The following is a 17,017-nucleotide window of genomic DNA, read 5'->3' on the forward strand; positions in this document are numbered from 1 at the left end:
ATTGGTTATCTTTTTCGGCGTTTTTTGCCCTTATTTGTTTTCTTATTTTGGTTTTTGTTATGGTCTTTTTTGTGGTCTTTTTGCTTTGATTTTTTGTGCTTTTTGGATTTATTAGTTTTGTTTGACTGTTTATTTTCGCCTTCCTCAGGTGCACGTTTTAACTCGCCTTTGGCGTTGATCTTACCGACAAATTCAAAATCAATTTTACGGTCATCCAGATCAACTGCCGCAATTTTAATCATCAATTCATCAGTCAAACGGAACCGGTTACCGCCCCGTTCACCAGTCAGTTGGTGTTTGATACCATCATAATGATAGTAATCATTGGGCAAAGAGGTCACATGTATCAGTCCATCCACTTGGTATTGCTCTAATTGTACAAACAGACCAAATCGGGTGACGCCTGATACCGTTCCGACCATTTCATCGCCAATGAACTGCTGCATAAACAGGCATTTTAAACGCGCATCAACTTCACGCGAGGCGGTTTCAGCCCGCCGTTCAGTCAATGAGCACTGCTTGTTGATTTCCTCGGCTTGGGCCTCTGTGTAGCGGTAATTTTCACCTTTGTGATACAAAATGTGATCAATGGCCCGGTGCACCATCAAATCAGGATAACGCCTGATCGGCGAGGTAAAATGGGCATAATGAGTCAAAGCCAAACCAAAGTGCCCTGCATTCTCGGCTTCATAAGTAGCCAGTGATTGCGACCGCAAAACCACTTGTTCAATCAGGCTTTTATCCTCGCGATGTTGGATCTGATTCAATAACTTAGTTAAGTCCTTCGGTGTTGGATGGTCTTTAAAGTTTGGGGTAACACCCAGCCCTTTCAAAAACGCCGTTAAATCCTTGATCTTGCCCTCAGGAGGCTGATTGTGACACCTGAAAGAACCCGGCACGCCATGCTTTTCAATGAATTTAGCTGCACAAACATTGGCTGAAATCATGAAGTTCTCGATCAGCTTATGGGCATCATTGCGGGTGTACTGCTGGATGTTTGAAACCATGCCATCTTCACCGATTTCAATAAACACATCCGATGAGTTGAACTCAATGCCACCGCGGGCATGCTTTTCTTGCTGTAAAATTTTAAACAGGTGGTATTGGTGCTGTAGTGAATCAGTAACTTTATCAGACCAACCTTTGGGATTTTCACCTTGGTCCAAATAGGCCCAAGCCTCATCATAGGTGATGCGCGCATGCGAATGCATCAGGCCGCGGTAAAATTCGTATGACTGGATTTCCCCGGCGCCATTGATGTGCATTTCACAGACCATACTCAAACGATCCACATCAGGGTTCAATGAGCAGATACCGTTAGATAATTCCAGCGGCAACATCGGAATGACTTTACCAGGAAAATAAACCGAGGTTCCACGGTTATAAGCCTCTTTATCCAGCGGATAATCAGGCCTGACATAAGTCGACACATCGGCAATGGCCACCAGCAGTTTATAACCTTTATCGGTGGGCTCCACATACACCGCGTCATCAAAGTCCCGGGCATCAGCTCCATCAATGGTGACCAAAGGTAAGTGACGGATATCAACGTGTGGCCCAATGTTAGGCTCATCCACTTCTTTGGGTATTTGTGAACGGTAATTTTCAACAGCATCAGGCCAATCATGTGGCAAACCTTCACTGACAATGGTCAATTGCATCGAAAGTTCATGATTCAGCTGTTGACCTAAAATGGCAATCACTTCACCAACCGCTGGGCGGTGTTTATCTGGGTATTTTTTGATACTGACCGTAACGTAATCATTGTGTTTGGCTGTGCCCATGTATTCACGTGGAATCATGATGTCGCTGATTCTCGAATTATCGGCTTTCATAAAAGCCAAACCCTCCTCATCGACCAAGCGACCAGCCACAGTGGCATGGGCACGTTTGAGCACCTCAACAATATAGGCGTCTTGTTTACCGCCGCCTTTGTAAGAGTCTTGCACATCGGCCAAGACCACATCGCCATCCATCACCATGCGCATTTGCTTGGGTGTGATAAAAGCGTCTTCTTCCAATTCTTCAGAAATCAAGAATCCAAAGCCATCACTGTGGGCGCTGATGCGGCCTTGAATCAATGCCAGTTTTTTTCTGACGCCATAACCGCCACGGCGATTAACCAATAATTGACCATCACGGACCATGCTTCTTAGGCGGATTCGCAGGCCATCGAACTGGGCATCATTCTGAATGCCGATTTTCATCGCAATGCTTTCTAATTTGAGTAATTTTTTTTCTTGTTCTAGAAAGTCGATCAGTGCTGTTCTTGAGGGAATGGGGTTATCATATTTTTTAACCTGTTCGGCAAATTCCGGATCAGGGATGTTAAATGGGTTTTTCATGGTGCCATTGTAGCATCATGCAATCACAATGAGTAAATTGTTGCTGCAGCGCTAATGATGGTAAAATATCCAAAACACACATGATTACTTACCTATGATTAAAGCAGAAGTCGTTGAAGACATCGTCAACAAAGTAGAACAATACATTCCAGAGGATTTAAAAACCATGCGCGAAGATTTCAGTAAAAACATGAAATCAATCCTCACTGCCAGTCTGCAGAAAGCCGATTTGGTCACACGCGAAGAATTTGAGGTACAAAAAGCCGTTCTGGCCAAAACCCGTGCCAAACTTGAGGCGCTGGAAAAACAATTAGAACAGTTCAACTCCTAACCCAATTACTCTTATGCAAATGAAAAAGCTTATGGCATGCGCCATGTCGTTGTTACTTGGTGTGCAAGCATTGGCAATCACCGAACACCACTTGAACCACGCATCGCATCTGGAATATCCAGCCGTGGTGCGGGTGTATTATAAACAACCCGCAGAACTTCAACCTTTGGTCGATGATTTTGATGTTTGGCACATCAACCAGGCGCAAAAATTTGCCACCATCCAACTCAATGATGCAAGCGAGTTGCAACTGCTGCTGCAGCAGAACCTCCCCACCAAGGTAGATCTGATGCTGATGAATCAATACCAGAACGATTTATTGCGCATCAAACAAGCTGAAAAATCTGGGGCTGGCATACCCGGATTCGCCTGTTATTCAACCGTGTCCGAGACTTTCCAAAAAATCCAGCAATTGGAAACCGAACAACCGAATTTAGTTGATTTAATTGACATTGGTGACAGTTGGGAAAAAATTCAAAACGGGGAACAGGGTGATGATTTAAGGGTAATCAAAATCACCAATGAGAATATCAAAGCCGATAAACCAATCTTATTTATGGCATCTTCAATTCATGCCAGAGAATATGCCACTGCTGAGCTCAATACACGCTTCGCTCAGTATTTGGTCAATAACTATGGTATCGATGCTGATGTGACATGGATTTTAGATAACCATGAAATACACCTGTCATTGATCACCAATCCCGACGGTCGCAAACAAGCCCAAACCGGTATATTGTGGCGCAAAAATACCAACAATGACTACTGCAGCAACAGTAACTCCAGAGGCGTCGACTTGAATCGCAACTACCCATTCAAGTGGGGTATCGGCGGTTCGGAAAATGAATGCAGTGATGTTTTTTATGGTCTCAACCAAGCTTCTGAACCCGAAGTGGCTTCACAAATGGACTACTTGCGCCAAATCTTCGAGGACAACAGAGGTCCTGGAGATGACGATGCAGCAGCCGATGATGCCACCGGCATTTTTATTGACATTCACAGCTTCGGCCAATTGATGTTGTGGCCCTGGGGCTACACCAACGGTGTTTCGCCCAACGACAACCAATTACAAGCCATTGGCAAACGCACCGCTTTCATCAATAATTATTTTCCACAACCGGTCAACCAACTGGTGATCACTGGCGGGGGTTCAATCGATGCTGTTTATGGTGAACTGGGCGTGGCGTCACTGGCTTTTGAGTTAGGCACATCATTTTTTCAAGACTGTGAAACCTTTGAAACCCAAATTTGGCCAGACAACCTCAAAGCTTTGATCTATTTAGCCAGAGTCACATCGGCACCCTATCAGCAGCCATTGGGTCCCGATGTAGATTCCTTGCGGGTGATACCCAATGTCATAACAGCTGGAACCAATGTTGAAATTTCGGGCTTGGCCGATGATGATCGCTACAACCAAAGTAATACAAACCAAGCTTTCCAAACCGTGACAGCAGTTCATGCCGCTTTGAACGAATTCCCCAGTGACAGCCAAAACCAACAAACGTTAGCAGCCTCAGACGGAGCCTATGATGCGGCACAAGAAGCTTTCAGTGGTCAACTTGATACCCAAAACCTCAACACAGGTAAAAACACCGTGTTTGTTCAAGCCTCTGATGGTCAATACGAAGGTGCTGTTTTTGCTCGATTCATTGACGTCATTGAACCCAGTCAAGTGGCGCAACTCTCGGGCGTTGTGCGTGATGCACTGAGTGGTGCACCGATAGCCGGTGCTTTGCTATCTGTCAATCAGTCTGAAGCGCTCAGTGCAGCGGATGGCAATTATAACCAATACGTTCAAGCTGGCACTTCAACCTTGCAAGTTCGCGCTGAGGATTATGCCGGGTTTTCTCAAGCAGGCCTGAGTTTGGTTGCTGGCGAACAATTACAACTTGATATTGAACTTCAACCTTTTTGTGAAATCTTTGCTGATGATGTAGAGGGTGGTAATGTAGGCTGGCAAGCTGATGCGCCATGGGCCATCAGTACAGATCAAAGTAACAGCCCAACTCGTGCTTGGACTGACAGCCCCGGTAGCGAATATGACAACCAAATAAACATCAGCCTCACTTCACCAACCATTAACATAGCTGGCGCAAATTCATTGCAGGTCAGTTATATGAATATCTGTGACACTGAGGCAGGCTATGACTATGGCATATTTGAAGTTCAATATGATGAGGGTGCATGGCAGGAAATCAGCCGATGTGACAACCAAAACAGCTGGCAAGCGGCCAATAACCAGTTGAACCCACCGGTGAATGCAATAGATTTTAGGCTACGTTTTCGCTTAGATACCGACGTCACAGTGACACGCGATGGGTGGCATATAGATGATGTCAGTGTGAAAGCATCGGGGCCTGTTTGTGGGCAGTTTATTGATGATGTTATCTTCGCCAATGGCTTTAATTAATTAAATAAAAGCCAAAACAAGTAGCTATACCCACACACTTCAGTTAAAGTACGCGCCCCGCAATAAAGCGGAGACAGTGGGTATCACCTACCAGCGTGCGCAAAACAGTTTCATTTAATCTGCTATTTGTCGCACACCTTAAAGTGCAACAGCCAATGGGCTGTTAAATACAGAGAAATGAATGAAATTTACAGAACTTGGCCTGTCCAAGCCACTGCAACAAGCCGTTGCAGATCAAGGATACGACACACCTTCACCGATTCAAGCCCAAGCCATACCTGCCGTCTTATCCGGCAAGGATGTGATGGCCGCAGCACAAACTGGCACCGGAAAGACCGCCGGTTTTACCCTACCCATATTAGACATACTGGGTCGTGGCAAACCAGCCAAATTCAACAGTGCCCGAACACTTATATTGACCCCTACCCGAGAATTAGCCGCGCAAGTAGAAGCCAGTGTAAAAACCTATAGCAAGCACGTCAAAATCCGTTCTGCAGTGGTATTCGGTGGTGTTAAAATCAATCCTCAGATGCAAAAACTGCGTCGTGGGGTGGATGTCTTGGTGGCCACACCGGGTCGATTGTTGGACTTGTACAGTCAAAATGCCGTGCGCTTTGATGATTTAGAGGTTCTGGTCCTGGATGAAGCCGATCGCATGTTGGACATGGGCTTCATTCACGACATCAAACGCATCATTAAACTGTTGCCCAAGAAACGTCAGAACTTGATGTTTTCTGCCACTTTCTCAACCGAAATCAGACAGTTGGCCAAAACCATCATGCACCACCCGGTTGAAATAACCATCAACCCCGAAAAAACCACTGCTGAAAGTGTGGCCCAAGTCATGCACCCAGTGGATAAACGCCGCAAAAAAGAACTGTTGTTGCATTTGGTTGCTAAGGGACAATGGCAGCAAGTATTGGTTTTCAGCCGCACCAAACACGGTGCCAATAAACTTTCTGATTACCTCAACAAGTTTGGAGTGACCTCGCTGGCCATTCATGGCAACAAAAGCCAAGGAGCCAGAACCCGAGCTTTGGCTGAATTTAAACAAGGCAAGGTACGCGTTTTGGTGGCTACCGATATTGCGGCCCGCGGTATTGACATTGACTTGTTACCGCATGTGGTGAATTTCGATCTACCCAATGTGCCTGAAGACTATGTGCATCGCATTGGTCGAACAGGTCGTGCCGGTGCCGAAGGCGAGGCAGTGTCATTGGTCAGTGCCGATGAATTTGTGCAGCTGTTTGATATTGAGAAACTATTAGGACACCCATTGGAACGCCAATATGTGGATGATTTCGAACCTGATCACGATGTGCCGGTGTCAAAACAAGCGATGCGCAGAGAATTGGCCAAATCTGCTGTAAAACCGAAGCGCAACAAAGCAAAAAAATCTCAACACAATAATTCCAAAGGCCAGCAACGCCCACCGAAAAAACGTCACAATGACCGAGCCAATCAGTCTCAAAATGCCAACGGTAATAATGAATACCAAGGCAAGAAAAAACCTAAAAAACCCAAACAAAGACCCTTTGTGAAAGCAGCCGTTAGAGAGAAATGGGCCAACCGCAGTGAAGCAGAGAACCAACTGGCCTATGCCCGCAGCCAAATGGCCAAAGCCGGTCAAGGTAAAAAAGCCCACAACCCATGGCAGTCTGATGAGGACGATGAGCAAGGCAACAAACGCAAAGCGGGTAAGAGACACCCAGCAGGAAATTCACACAGAAAACCCAAAGGCAGTAACCACGGTAATAGCGGCCAGAAAAAAAAACCTGCCAGGGGCAAACCGTTCAGCAACAACAAGAACAAAAAATCCAATAACCGCCGCAGCCAACCAAAAAATAAACAGCAGTCATGAAGATTGGGGTCTTTGTTGATGTACAGAACATTTATTACACCACCAGAGAAGCTTTTGGCAGAACCTTTGATTACCGCAAGTTTTGGCAGCATGTCAGTGATATGGGCCAGATTGAAGTGGCCAAAGCCTATGCCATCAGTCGCAATGTAGATGACCAAAAGAAATTTCAAAGCGCATTGCGACACATCGGTTTTGATGTCATCTTAAAACCCATGTTTCGTCGCCAGGATGGCACCACCAAAGGCGATTGGGACGTTGGCATCACCATTGATGTCTTAGAGGCTGCTGCAGAATTGGATCGGGTCATCTTATTATCAGGAGATGGTGATTTTGCTATTTTGTTACAGCACATCATGAAAAAGCACGGAATCAAAACCCAAGTTTTTGGTGTACCGAAACTGACCTCAGATTCCTTAATCAATGCCTGTACCGATTTCACCGCCATTGATGGTATTTGGCTACAAAACCCAAAATAAACCCAACTGATTTTAATTGACCACCGCATAAGCTATCTTTTGATTTAAGGCCAAAGCCTCAGCTTCATCTGTTACGGCTTGAGCTCATTATTTGTAGGCTGAAATCAGTGGTGTTGAATAAAAGACATAATATACATTTAATTATATATAATGTTTATATTATATAATTATTAATTTGTCGCATTTTGTCTATAGAATTGACTCATAGTGGTTTTTACCTCGGTGCTTGGCTGGTTCAACCCAAACAAAATCAGCTCACCAAGGCTGGGGTTGCTCAAACCATAGAACCAAAGTTGATGGAGGTTTTGTTACACCTTAGCCTCAAATCCCCCGAAGTTGTCAGTACCGATGAACTGGTAACAAATTGCTGGCCCAATCAATACATCAGTGACAACCCAGTACATAAATGCGTGGCGCAATTACGCAAAGCTTTGGGTGATGATGCCCGAAAGCCCAGTTACATCAAAACCATTCCCAAAAAAGGTTATGCCATCATCGCTGCAGTCAAGGGATTTGATAGACCCAATGCAATGGTCAGACCAACTTGGTTAAACGGCCCACCATATTTGGGCTCAAAACCCTATCAAGAAAGCCATAAAAGTATTTTTTTTGGTCGCCAAAAAGCCAGTTCCGAAATCAAAAAAATCATTGATAAATTGAACTTCAATGAAACCCATGCACTGTTGATACTGGGCGCTCAGAAAGCGGGTAAAACATCACTGATTAACACTGAGATTGTGCCTTTTTTAAAAAACCCGGTGAAGCCCCTCAGTCACCCATTCTGTGGTTTCATTCAACACAGTATCAATGCCTCAGATGAAGCCATGGCACTGTCATTGCAGCAAACACTCAAGGCTCATATTGACATCGGTGCTGGTGCTGATTTTACCAATGCCTATCCACATGAACAGGCAAAATTTCTTTTGGTATTGGATCAATTCGAGCAAGTCGTCATTAATAAAGAAGCAGCTGAAATCACTGCATTTTTTGCCTGCCTCAATCAACTAATGGCTGATAAAAAGTTTTTCATCATCAGCTTAATCGCCAATGAATATTATGCAGACCTGATGCGTCAAGAGGGTTTTCAAAAATACAAAAAAGCCGCAGTCTCTTATGACTTAATTCCACCCAATGACGACGAAATAAAACAAATCATTAAGCAACCAGTGGCCGCTGCAGGTTTGCGTTTTGAATATGACAAAACATGTTTTGAGTCATTGTCAGAACACATAACACGGGATGCAGAAAACCTGAACAATGCCTTGCCTGTCATCAGTCAAGCCATGCGTCATCTTTGCTTACAGGTCAATGATCACAACCAATTTACCTTTCATGCCTATCGAAAAATGGGTAGGCTCAGTGGCTTTCTGGCACACAAAGCCGAAGCAGTCTTTGATGTTTGTGAGGCACATCAAGTCGAAGCATTCAAAAAATACTTAAACCATTTAATCAGGGTGAATAATGAGGGTGTAAAACAACTCAGCCAATGTGATCTAGCAACAATCAATGACACTGACGCCATGATTGTCATTAATCAGCTGATTGATGCCGATATCATTAGCACGCAAATGCACGAGCAACAAACTTACATCACATTGGTTCACCAATCACTGCTCAGTGAAAGTCCTACCATTCGGTCTTGGCTGAATGCCAACCAACTGCAACTGAGTATCAAAACAAACCTACAAACGCAAGCGCATTGGTGGATCAAAAATAACAAACAGAATGATTACCTGTTAGATAATACCTATTTATTGGATCAAGCTGACACATTAAACCTCAATAACAATGAACGCGCTTTCATCAAAAAATCAAAAGCCAAAGTTCACCAAAAACACCGCATCAAACAATTTTTTGCAGCCACCATACTGTTGTTGTTGGCCAGCGTCAGTGTGCTTCTGGTCAAGAACCAAAACATCAACCAAGCGCTGCTGGTCAGTCAAACCAGCGCGGAGGCCCTGAATAATTTTTTAATCAAAGACCTGAAGCAAAAATTATATCCTATTGGCCAACTCAACCTTCTGGAAATGCTCAGCACCAAGGTCATTGCCCATTATAAGAATCAAAAAAATCCCAGCACCACCACCCAAATGCACCACATTGAAGCACTGAACACACTGGCCGAAGTTCACATCAACCAAGGGCGTTGGCAAGATGCCCACAAACACCTCACACTCGCCCAACAAAAACTCACAGACCTGCAAGCGCAAACCACAGAAACCACATATTTACTCAGTCAAACCCAATACTGGCTTGGTTACATTGACTACTTACAAAAAGACTTTCAACAAGCACAAGGCTTCTGGCTTGAATACTTACACCAAGCACAACAACTCATGCAAGCAGAACCCAACAATAAGCAATGGCAGTTAGAACTTTCCTATGCCTTAAATAACATGGGCAGCCTTAAACTTAAAATGTTTGAGTTGGATGCTGCAGCAACGTTTTTTAATCAATCTGCCAACTTAAAGCAACAATTGGTGAACCAACACCCCGATGAGCTACAGTATTTAGCCGACTATTCCGACACCGTCTCATGGTTGGCCACCAGTAAAAGCCGCAACAACCAATTAAACGATGCCAACATGTTGTACGCCCGATCACTGCAACTGGCTGAACAATTATTTCAAACTGAAAGTGACAACAAGATCTGGCAACACCGACTGGCCTTGGCTAATTACCGCTTGAGTTTGAGCCATTATGATTTGGGTCAATTACAGCAAGCCAAAAATCATGGCGACCGAGCTGCACAGTTATTTACTGAGCTGACAAAAGCAGACCAAGACAACCAAAATTGGCGGGGAACGCTGATAAAAACCAACACCTTATTGGCTAAAATCAGTCGCCACAGCGGCGACATCGATCAGGCCCAGTTATTTAACAACCAAGCGTTGAATTTGTTTCAGCAGTTTCCTCAATCGGTACAAAAATTAAAAAATAGACAACTCCAACAAGTTGAAACTGAAAACATTCGAATATTATCCGCACTGGGACAGCACAAGGCAGCATGGGACAGATTCACTCGGATTTTCAAAGCCACTACAAACCACAAGGATGTTTTGAATCATGTTGAATTGCAGTTATTGCAGTATCAGTTGCAATCAGCAGTCAGCCAAGGCGAAGCGAGCACCCTTGTTCTAGCACAAACCGAACTGAGTCAGTTTATTGCCGCCAACAAACACAACAGGATAGCACTGGCATTGGCCAAGCAACTATCCAGTCAATTAGGTCAACCGCTCGATAAAGGACAAGTTGCTTACCTGAATGGCATTGAATTTAAAAACCCTGATTTTTTAACGGAGATATAAAGCAATGATCATAAAATTAAGTGTAGCCAAAGTTGAATTTGGCGGTAATACCGGTGAAGGACAATATTTTTATGCCTTTTCACCACAAACCATTTTTATCACCGATAAGCAGTCTGAGTTCACCATTGAATTCACTGCAAGTACAGCTGAAGACTTTGCCATGCTGGCTGTGGTCTCCAGCGATAATAACAGCACCTTCACCAACCCTACTTTTGGTTCAGGACATCGCAGCCTGAGTATCAAAACCAACAGCGAAAAATCACAATTAATCAATGTTTCTGTGATTGTTCAAGACAAGTCAGATAAGACTTTGATTAATTGCGATCCCCAAGTATTGAATGACCCTGACTTGGGTCAGCAAGTTAAGCCTGATTAAGCAACCCACATACGGTAGCCGTTAAAAAACGGCTACCGCATCATATTGTCATACCATCAAGGGCAGTGATTGGCGGCACAATTCAATAAATACAAATGCGTTTGTGCTGGTGTCAGCCTCAAATTGGCTTGGGCATTCAAAAAACCAGACTCACACAAGCTGTGCCCTGGAATCACTGCTGCCTGATTCACTGCATTGAATCGGTCGACGTAGTTTTGGACACTGACGCCACAAACCATATTAGGCTGTCCTGCCATGATGTTTAAGCCTGCTGGCCAGACACCAGTGAGTTGGCTGCTGCCCTGACATTGAGGCGGAGCCGGATTGTTTCTGACAGTTAAATGCAGGTTAGTGACGGCATTGAATGTGGTGTGAATGTCCGGTGAACCACCGGTGAGGTCACAAACCCAGAGGTTTTGATTACCTGGGCTTAAGCCCTTACACAGCCCTTCGTTGACAGCGTTGCCGTAAAAACTCAGCGCTTGACAGGTGTTGACTTGGGCCACCACTGGATTGATAAATGCAATGAATAATAACAATGCGATGCTTTTTGTTAAGATTGAATATTTCATAAGAAGCTCCTGAAAATGATTGGTTTTGGGTGTCTTGTTTGAGTCAATAAAAAAAACACGGGTGTGTGCATTTCTTAATCGAACCAAAGGATTCACCCATCAAGGAGAACACCTCCTCGACACCTTCAATACTACTCAGCACAAGTCACAAAGTTCTTACCAAAATCTGGAGAAAACCAGCGATGTTCCTACCATGCAAGTATCATAAACTGCGGCATTGAACCAGCTAAAAAATGATTTCAATCAACGTTTTTTCGTGAACAGTTTCATGGTTTTCAACGCACTGACAGCATGTTTCTGACGCAGGCTTACGCTTCCGCTGAGAATATATTATGATAAATACGTGATGATAAAAAAATACTGCCACCAACTTTTTATTGGCTTCACTCTGCTACTGATTGCAACAACGCATCAGTTGGCGCTTGCAGGCGGACCCTTTTCTGATGAATTCAACGACTATGCCGACCTGTTAAATAACAACACCACGGCATGGTCTGTTCTGGGCGCTGAGATCAATGACAGCAGGGCATTGTCACTTTCCATTGATCAAGGAGCATTAACTGTTGAGCCTGAAATTTTCGCTATGAATGCTTGGTTTGAAGATCAGTATGGACCCTTGGTTTACCAAAATGTCAGTGGTAATTTTGCAGTCGCCATTGCTTTAAGTGTGACTCAAAGTACTGACCCAGAACAACCTGCTGACTTGGGTTTCAATGCCGGTGGCTTTGTCATCCGGGATGCCAATGGCAGCCACAATGGTGATGAGAACTGGGTGATGTACAACATGGGCGGCCAAGGCCAAAATGGTGTGACTTATGCCCGCGAAATGAAGAAAACAGTGAACTCAGTTTCCAATTTGTATTTGACAGAACAAGTGGGGGTGGATGAATATTTACTCGCTTGTCGGGTGGGTCATGTGTTCTATTTTTATTACTGGGCCGATGCCATTGGCGCGTGGCGCCAAGAAACCTTTTATAACCAGTTCGATGTCGATGGGGCGAATACCACCACATGGCGCAACAGCGGCAGCGTAACGGCTGAAATCAATGTCCCCGCTGTGGGCCAATCATCACCGATGCACTTTGATCATGCAGGTATGCCAGATACGGTCCAACTGGGTATCATGGGGCACAGCTGGCAGAACGGTGATAATGGCTTGCTTGCACGTTTTGATTTCATCCGTTTTGCGCCTTCAATACCGCAAAGCCAAAACGATTGTACCCAAGCCTTTTTAACCATTGATGAACTGATATTTGCTGATGATTTTGAATGAAATGCGTTATCATTAGGGCATGAGCAAACAACATTTCAATACCAACAAAACCTCTTGGAACAAACGGGTTGAGACCCACTTCACATCTAAGTTTTATGATGTGCCAGGGTTCCTGGCAGGCAAATCATCATTAAACAGCATCGAACTTGAAGGCTTGGGTGATGTGAATGACAAAAGCCTGTTACACCTGCAGTGTCATTTTGGTTTGGACACCCTATCTTGGGCCCGCCTGGGTGCTGATGCCACTGGCGTAGATATTTCTGATGCCGCGATCAAAAAAGCCAACGAGTTACAACGACAAACGAAGTTGAACGCACAATTCGTTTGTACCGACGTTTATGCCTATGGCACCCAATCTGAACAGCTGTATGACATTGTTTACACTTCTTATGGTGCCATATGTTGGTTACCTGACATCAAACTTTGGGCGCAAACAGTGGCCAATAAACTCAAAACCGGTGGCCAATTCTTTATGGCTGAGTTTCACCCGATGATTGATTTACTGGCTGGATATGACTATTTTCACAAACCCCAACCTGATGTGGAACAGGAAGATACCTATACCGAAAACTGTGATGGTTCAAAGCACGAGTTTGCGGTTTGGACCCACACCATGGCAGATGTTATTTCTGCTTTGATTGATGCTGGCTTAAGCATTGAAAAAGTCAATGAATATGATCACAGCCCTTACAACTGTTTCGAGGGTATGATTGAGAAACAGCCAGGAAAATTCTACCTCGAACATAAAAATCACCACGTCCCGATGGTTTATAGCATCGCAGCGAAAAAACCTTGAAGTAATCGCGGCTGATGTCAGATTTATTTGCCACAACCACAGACCAGCAACTCATAGAGTTACAAACTGATACCTATCTGATTCGTCATTTTGCAGTACATGATGATTTGATTAGCCTGATTAAGGCCATCACTGATCAAGCACCTTTTCGCTTTATGCGCACGCCTGGTGGCAAACGCTTGAACATCTCAATGACCAACTGCGGTGATTTAGGTTGGATCAGCGAACCGGCTGGTTACCGTTATGCCAAACATGACCCCAGTTCAAAAAAACCTTGGCCTAAAATGCCTGATGCGTTTTCTCAACTGGCCCAACAAGCAGCCGAAATGGCAGGCTTTAAAAATTTTCAGCCCAGTGCCTGTCTGATCAACCATTACCAACAAGGACAAGAGCTGACTGCGCACCAAGATAAAAACGAAACCGATTTATCCCAACCCATCGTTTCAGTGTCTTTGGGCATGAGTGCACGATTCCAAATTTATGGTGATAGCAGAAATAATTCACCACAAGAAATTGAACTGTATGACGGCGATGTCATGGTCTGGGGGCGCACTGCCCGGCTGATTTACCACGGGGTGAAAACCAAAGGTGGTATACCTCATCCAAAACTGGGCTTACACCGCATTAATTTAACCTTCAGGGCGGTTTAATGCCTGCGGCCTATTCAGGGTCTTTTTTGTACCTCTCAAACCACGCCAAGATGTGGTCTACTTTGGTCAACAACCGCGATGGGCGGTCAGCGATGCCATGCGGCGTATCAGGAATCCTGACCATCATGGTGTCCACATTCAACAACTGCAGTGCTTGATAAAACTGCTCTGTTTCTGAAATTGGTGTGCGGCGATCATCCTCTCCCGTAAGCAACATAGTTGGGGTCTTGACGTTAGCCACCAGAGACAAAGGTGAGCGCTGCCAATAATGCGCTAAATGGTCCCAAGGCATACCAGGAAATTGATGACGAATTTGTCCAATGGATGAATCGGCAGTTAAGGTTTTACTGACCCAGTTAATTACTGGCTTGGCCGCCACTGCAGCATTGAAACGATTGGTTAAACCAACCGCATAAGCCGCTGCAATGCCACCTGCCGAGCCACCGGTGATGAACAAATTATGCTCATCGACAAAACCTTTATCAATCAAGGCATCGATGCCAGACATGTGATCGGCAAAGTCATCAGCGCTGGAATATTTGCCATGTAATAGCATCGCAAAATCAGTACCATAACCGGTTGAACCACGGAAGTTATTATAGAAAACCACATAACCGGCGCTGGCCATTTGCTGCAGTTCTGCGGAAAAATATGGCCCATAGGCCAACCATGGGCCGCCATGAATCTCAATGATCAAAGGGTATTTTTTGTTGGGGTCAAAATCAGGTGGCGTGATATACCAGCCTTGTATCTGTTGTTGATCTAAAGATGAGTTGTAGATGATTTCATGCACTTCTCCAAGTTTTTTGTGGCCCAATAAATCCTCATTAACTGCAGTCAGTACTTTGTGCTTTTTGGCTTTATAAACAGCCAAGTCTGCAGGTCGGTATGCCGAACCTTTGGTATAAGCTATCACCTCATCGTCATTGATGCTGAAATCACCTGAAACATAAGGTCGGCCATTGGAGGTGCCGCTGATGCCTTGTACCTTGGGTGATATTTTACCTCGCAGATTAATTTCAGCCAGCCGTCTGATGGCGCGCTGATCATATTGGATGTGTAATGATTTGTTGTTACCCGCCCAAGCAAAATCATCGATGTTCACGTCGAAATTTTTACTCAAATCATTGGCCCCAGAACCATCACTGTTGATGACCACCAAAGTTGACTTGATGTATGACAGTTTCAGGTTTTCAGTTTTGATGTAGGCTATTTTTTTACCATCAGGTGAATACGCTGGTTGGTTTTCTGCGCCGGGTTCACTGGTGATTTGGGTCAACTTACCCAGCAGGTCAATCTGGTACACATCACTTTCAATGGTTTGCCTTTCCCAACCAGCATCCCTGTTGGCTGAAAACAGCAGGTGCTGTGAATCATTCGACCAGGACAATGGCCCTTGGTGCTGAAAATTGCCTGTGGTTAATTGGCGTTCGGTGCCGCCATTGGCCGGCAACACAAAAACATGGTTGAACGCTGTTGGAATGATGCCACGGCCATCGCGCTGGTATCTGATGCTATCAATCACAACAGCCGCCTCAGACCACTTGGCACCTTTGGGCTGCGGTCTTTTCTTCACCAGTTTACTTGGTTTGGCTGGCACCGCCATGGTGAACGCCAGGTATTTACCATCAGGTGACCAAGTGATTGATGCCGGTGGTTGACGCAGATCGCTGATCACAGCCACTTGCCCAGTATCCATCCACATGAGGTGAATTTGTGGACTGCCACCACTGGCAGCAACAAAGGCAATGCGATCACCTGATGGCGACCAGCGGGGCGAAGTGTAGCTGTTTTTTCCTGTCAGTAAGGGCCGGTTTTTGGCGCCATCAACATCGATAATCCACAGGTTTGAATGGGTCTTATCAGTCATGATGTCGTTGCTGTTCAAGCGGTAAACAACCTGCTTGCCATCGGGTGATATGCGTGGATCACTGACATACTGTAAATCAAACACATCCATACCAGTGTAGTGCTTGGGGTTGTTGACTGCACTCAAGTCAGGGTCCTCATCAGCCCAGACTGTGGGATTAAAAACAAACAAAAACAGTGAGATGTAAAAAATTTGAGTCAATTGGTTTTTCATAGGTAACCTTAATAGTTTTTTGTTGTGGGATATGTGTTTTGTATTTGACGAACACGTCGGTTGATTCACATCATACTTCAACGGTGTTGATCTATCAAAATAGCATTGCCATCCGGATCAACCAGGCTGATGTGACCGGGGCCTGACTCAGCGGCCAGATTGGCGTCGGTAATTTCGATGCCGGCAGCCTGCAGTTTTTGCTGAATCTCACGCACATCGGTGAATTCATTGAGGTCATTACAATTTGCGTCCCATCCTGGGTTGAAAGTCAATACATTGCCCTCAAACATGCCTTGAAACAGACCGATGGTGTTGTCACCATTGCGCAAGATCAGCCAATTTTGAGATTGATTACCACCCACCACAGAAAAACCCAGTTGTTGATAAAACACTTTTGATTGTTCGATGTCTTTGACAGCCAAACTGACTGAAAAAGCACCCAAAGGCATGTTTGTTTGATTGCTTGTCATGTATCGCTCCTGAGAAAAGTACCCACACATAATAGCCAATCTCAGCCCTCAGACCAACTTTCGATT

At 44.8% G+C, this 17,017-nt stretch carries 12 protein-coding genes and 1 pseudogene; 9 read left to right on the forward strand and 4 right to left on the reverse strand.

All coding sequences use genetic code 11. From position 1 onward, the window contains the following. Positions 1-5: 5 nt before the first annotated feature. Positions 6-2,345, reverse strand: coding sequence for a ribonuclease R (gene rnr, locus QNI24_RS06785; protein ID WP_267175227.1), 2,340 nt, complete (start codon positions 2,343-2,345; stop codon positions 6-8). A gap of 94 nt (positions 2,346-2,439) precedes the next feature. Between rnr and QNI24_RS06790 the strand changes: the two genes are divergently transcribed. The 6 genes and pseudogenes from QNI24_RS06790 (at position 2,440) to QNI24_RS06815 (ending at position 11,107) form a co-directional block, all read left to right on the forward strand. Beyond that, positions 2,440-2,676, forward strand: coding sequence for an accessory factor UbiK family protein (locus tag QNI24_RS06790; protein ID WP_267175226.1), 237 nt, complete (start codon positions 2,440-2,442; stop codon positions 2,674-2,676). A gap of 43 nt (positions 2,677-2,719) precedes the next feature. Then, a complete protein-coding gene (locus QNI24_RS06795) occupies positions 2,720-5,086 on the forward strand; it encodes a M14 family zinc carboxypeptidase (RefSeq protein WP_283708588.1) in 2,367 nt (788 codons plus the stop codon). Between the two features lie 181 nt (positions 5,087-5,267). Then, a pseudogene (locus QNI24_RS06800) lies at positions 5,268-6,635 on the forward strand (DEAD/DEAH box helicase); the annotation flags it as partial. 308 nt (positions 6,636-6,943) lie between these two features. Continuing rightward, on the forward strand, positions 6,944-7,423 hold the full coding sequence (locus QNI24_RS06805; RefSeq protein ID WP_267175224.1) for an NYN domain-containing protein: 480 nt from the start codon (positions 6,944-6,946) through the stop codon (positions 7,421-7,423). Positions 7,424-7,608: 185 nt separating this feature from the next. Continuing rightward, positions 7,609-10,731 (forward strand): nSTAND1 domain-containing NTPase, encoded by a 3,123-nt coding sequence (locus tag QNI24_RS06810; RefSeq protein WP_267175223.1) that lies wholly within the window; start codon positions 7,609-7,611, stop codon positions 10,729-10,731. Positions 10,732-10,735: 4 nt separating this feature from the next. Further along, positions 10,736-11,107, forward strand: coding sequence for a hypothetical protein (locus tag QNI24_RS06815; RefSeq protein ID WP_267175222.1), 372 nt, complete (start codon positions 10,736-10,738; stop codon positions 11,105-11,107). A gap of 56 nt (positions 11,108-11,163) precedes the next feature. On the opposite strand, the gene QNI24_RS06820 is transcribed toward QNI24_RS06815, so the two are convergent. After that, positions 11,164-11,679, reverse strand: a complete 516-nt coding sequence (locus QNI24_RS06820) for a hypothetical protein (RefSeq protein WP_267175221.1) — start codon at positions 11,677-11,679, stop codon at positions 11,164-11,166. A gap of 346 nt (positions 11,680-12,025) precedes the next feature. Between QNI24_RS06820 and QNI24_RS06825 the strand changes: the two genes are divergently transcribed. Genes QNI24_RS06825 through alkB form a run of 3 tightly spaced genes read left to right on the forward strand, consistent with a single transcriptional unit; the run spans position 12,026 to position 14,398 of the window. Beyond that, complete coding sequence (locus QNI24_RS06825; protein ID WP_267175220.1) at positions 12,026-12,952, forward strand: hypothetical protein; 927 nt, start codon at positions 12,026-12,028, stop codon at positions 12,950-12,952. A gap of 19 nt (positions 12,953-12,971) precedes the next feature. Next, on the forward strand, positions 12,972-13,748 hold the full coding sequence (locus QNI24_RS06830; RefSeq protein WP_267175219.1) for a class I SAM-dependent methyltransferase: 777 nt from the start codon (positions 12,972-12,974) through the stop codon (positions 13,746-13,748). Between the two features lie 14 nt (positions 13,749-13,762). Further along, positions 13,763-14,398 (forward strand): DNA oxidative demethylase AlkB, encoded by a 636-nt coding sequence (alkB, locus tag QNI24_RS06835; protein WP_267175218.1) that lies wholly within the window; start codon positions 13,763-13,765, stop codon positions 14,396-14,398. Between the two features lie 10 nt (positions 14,399-14,408). On the opposite strand, the gene QNI24_RS06840 is transcribed toward alkB, so the two are convergent. After that, on the reverse strand, positions 14,409-16,481 hold the full coding sequence (locus QNI24_RS06840; protein WP_267175217.1) for a S9 family peptidase: 2,073 nt from the start codon (positions 16,479-16,481) through the stop codon (positions 14,409-14,411). Between the two features lie 77 nt (positions 16,482-16,558). Then, entirely contained in the window at positions 16,559-16,951 is a 393-nt protein-coding gene (locus QNI24_RS06845) for a VOC family protein (protein WP_267175216.1), read from the reverse strand. Positions 16,952-17,017: the final 66 nt, after the last annotated feature.

It is taken from the genome of Marinicella marina (genome assembly GCF_030065545.1).
Taxonomy (GTDB): Bacteria; Pseudomonadota; Gammaproteobacteria; order Xanthomonadales; family Marinicellaceae; genus Marinicella; species Marinicella marina.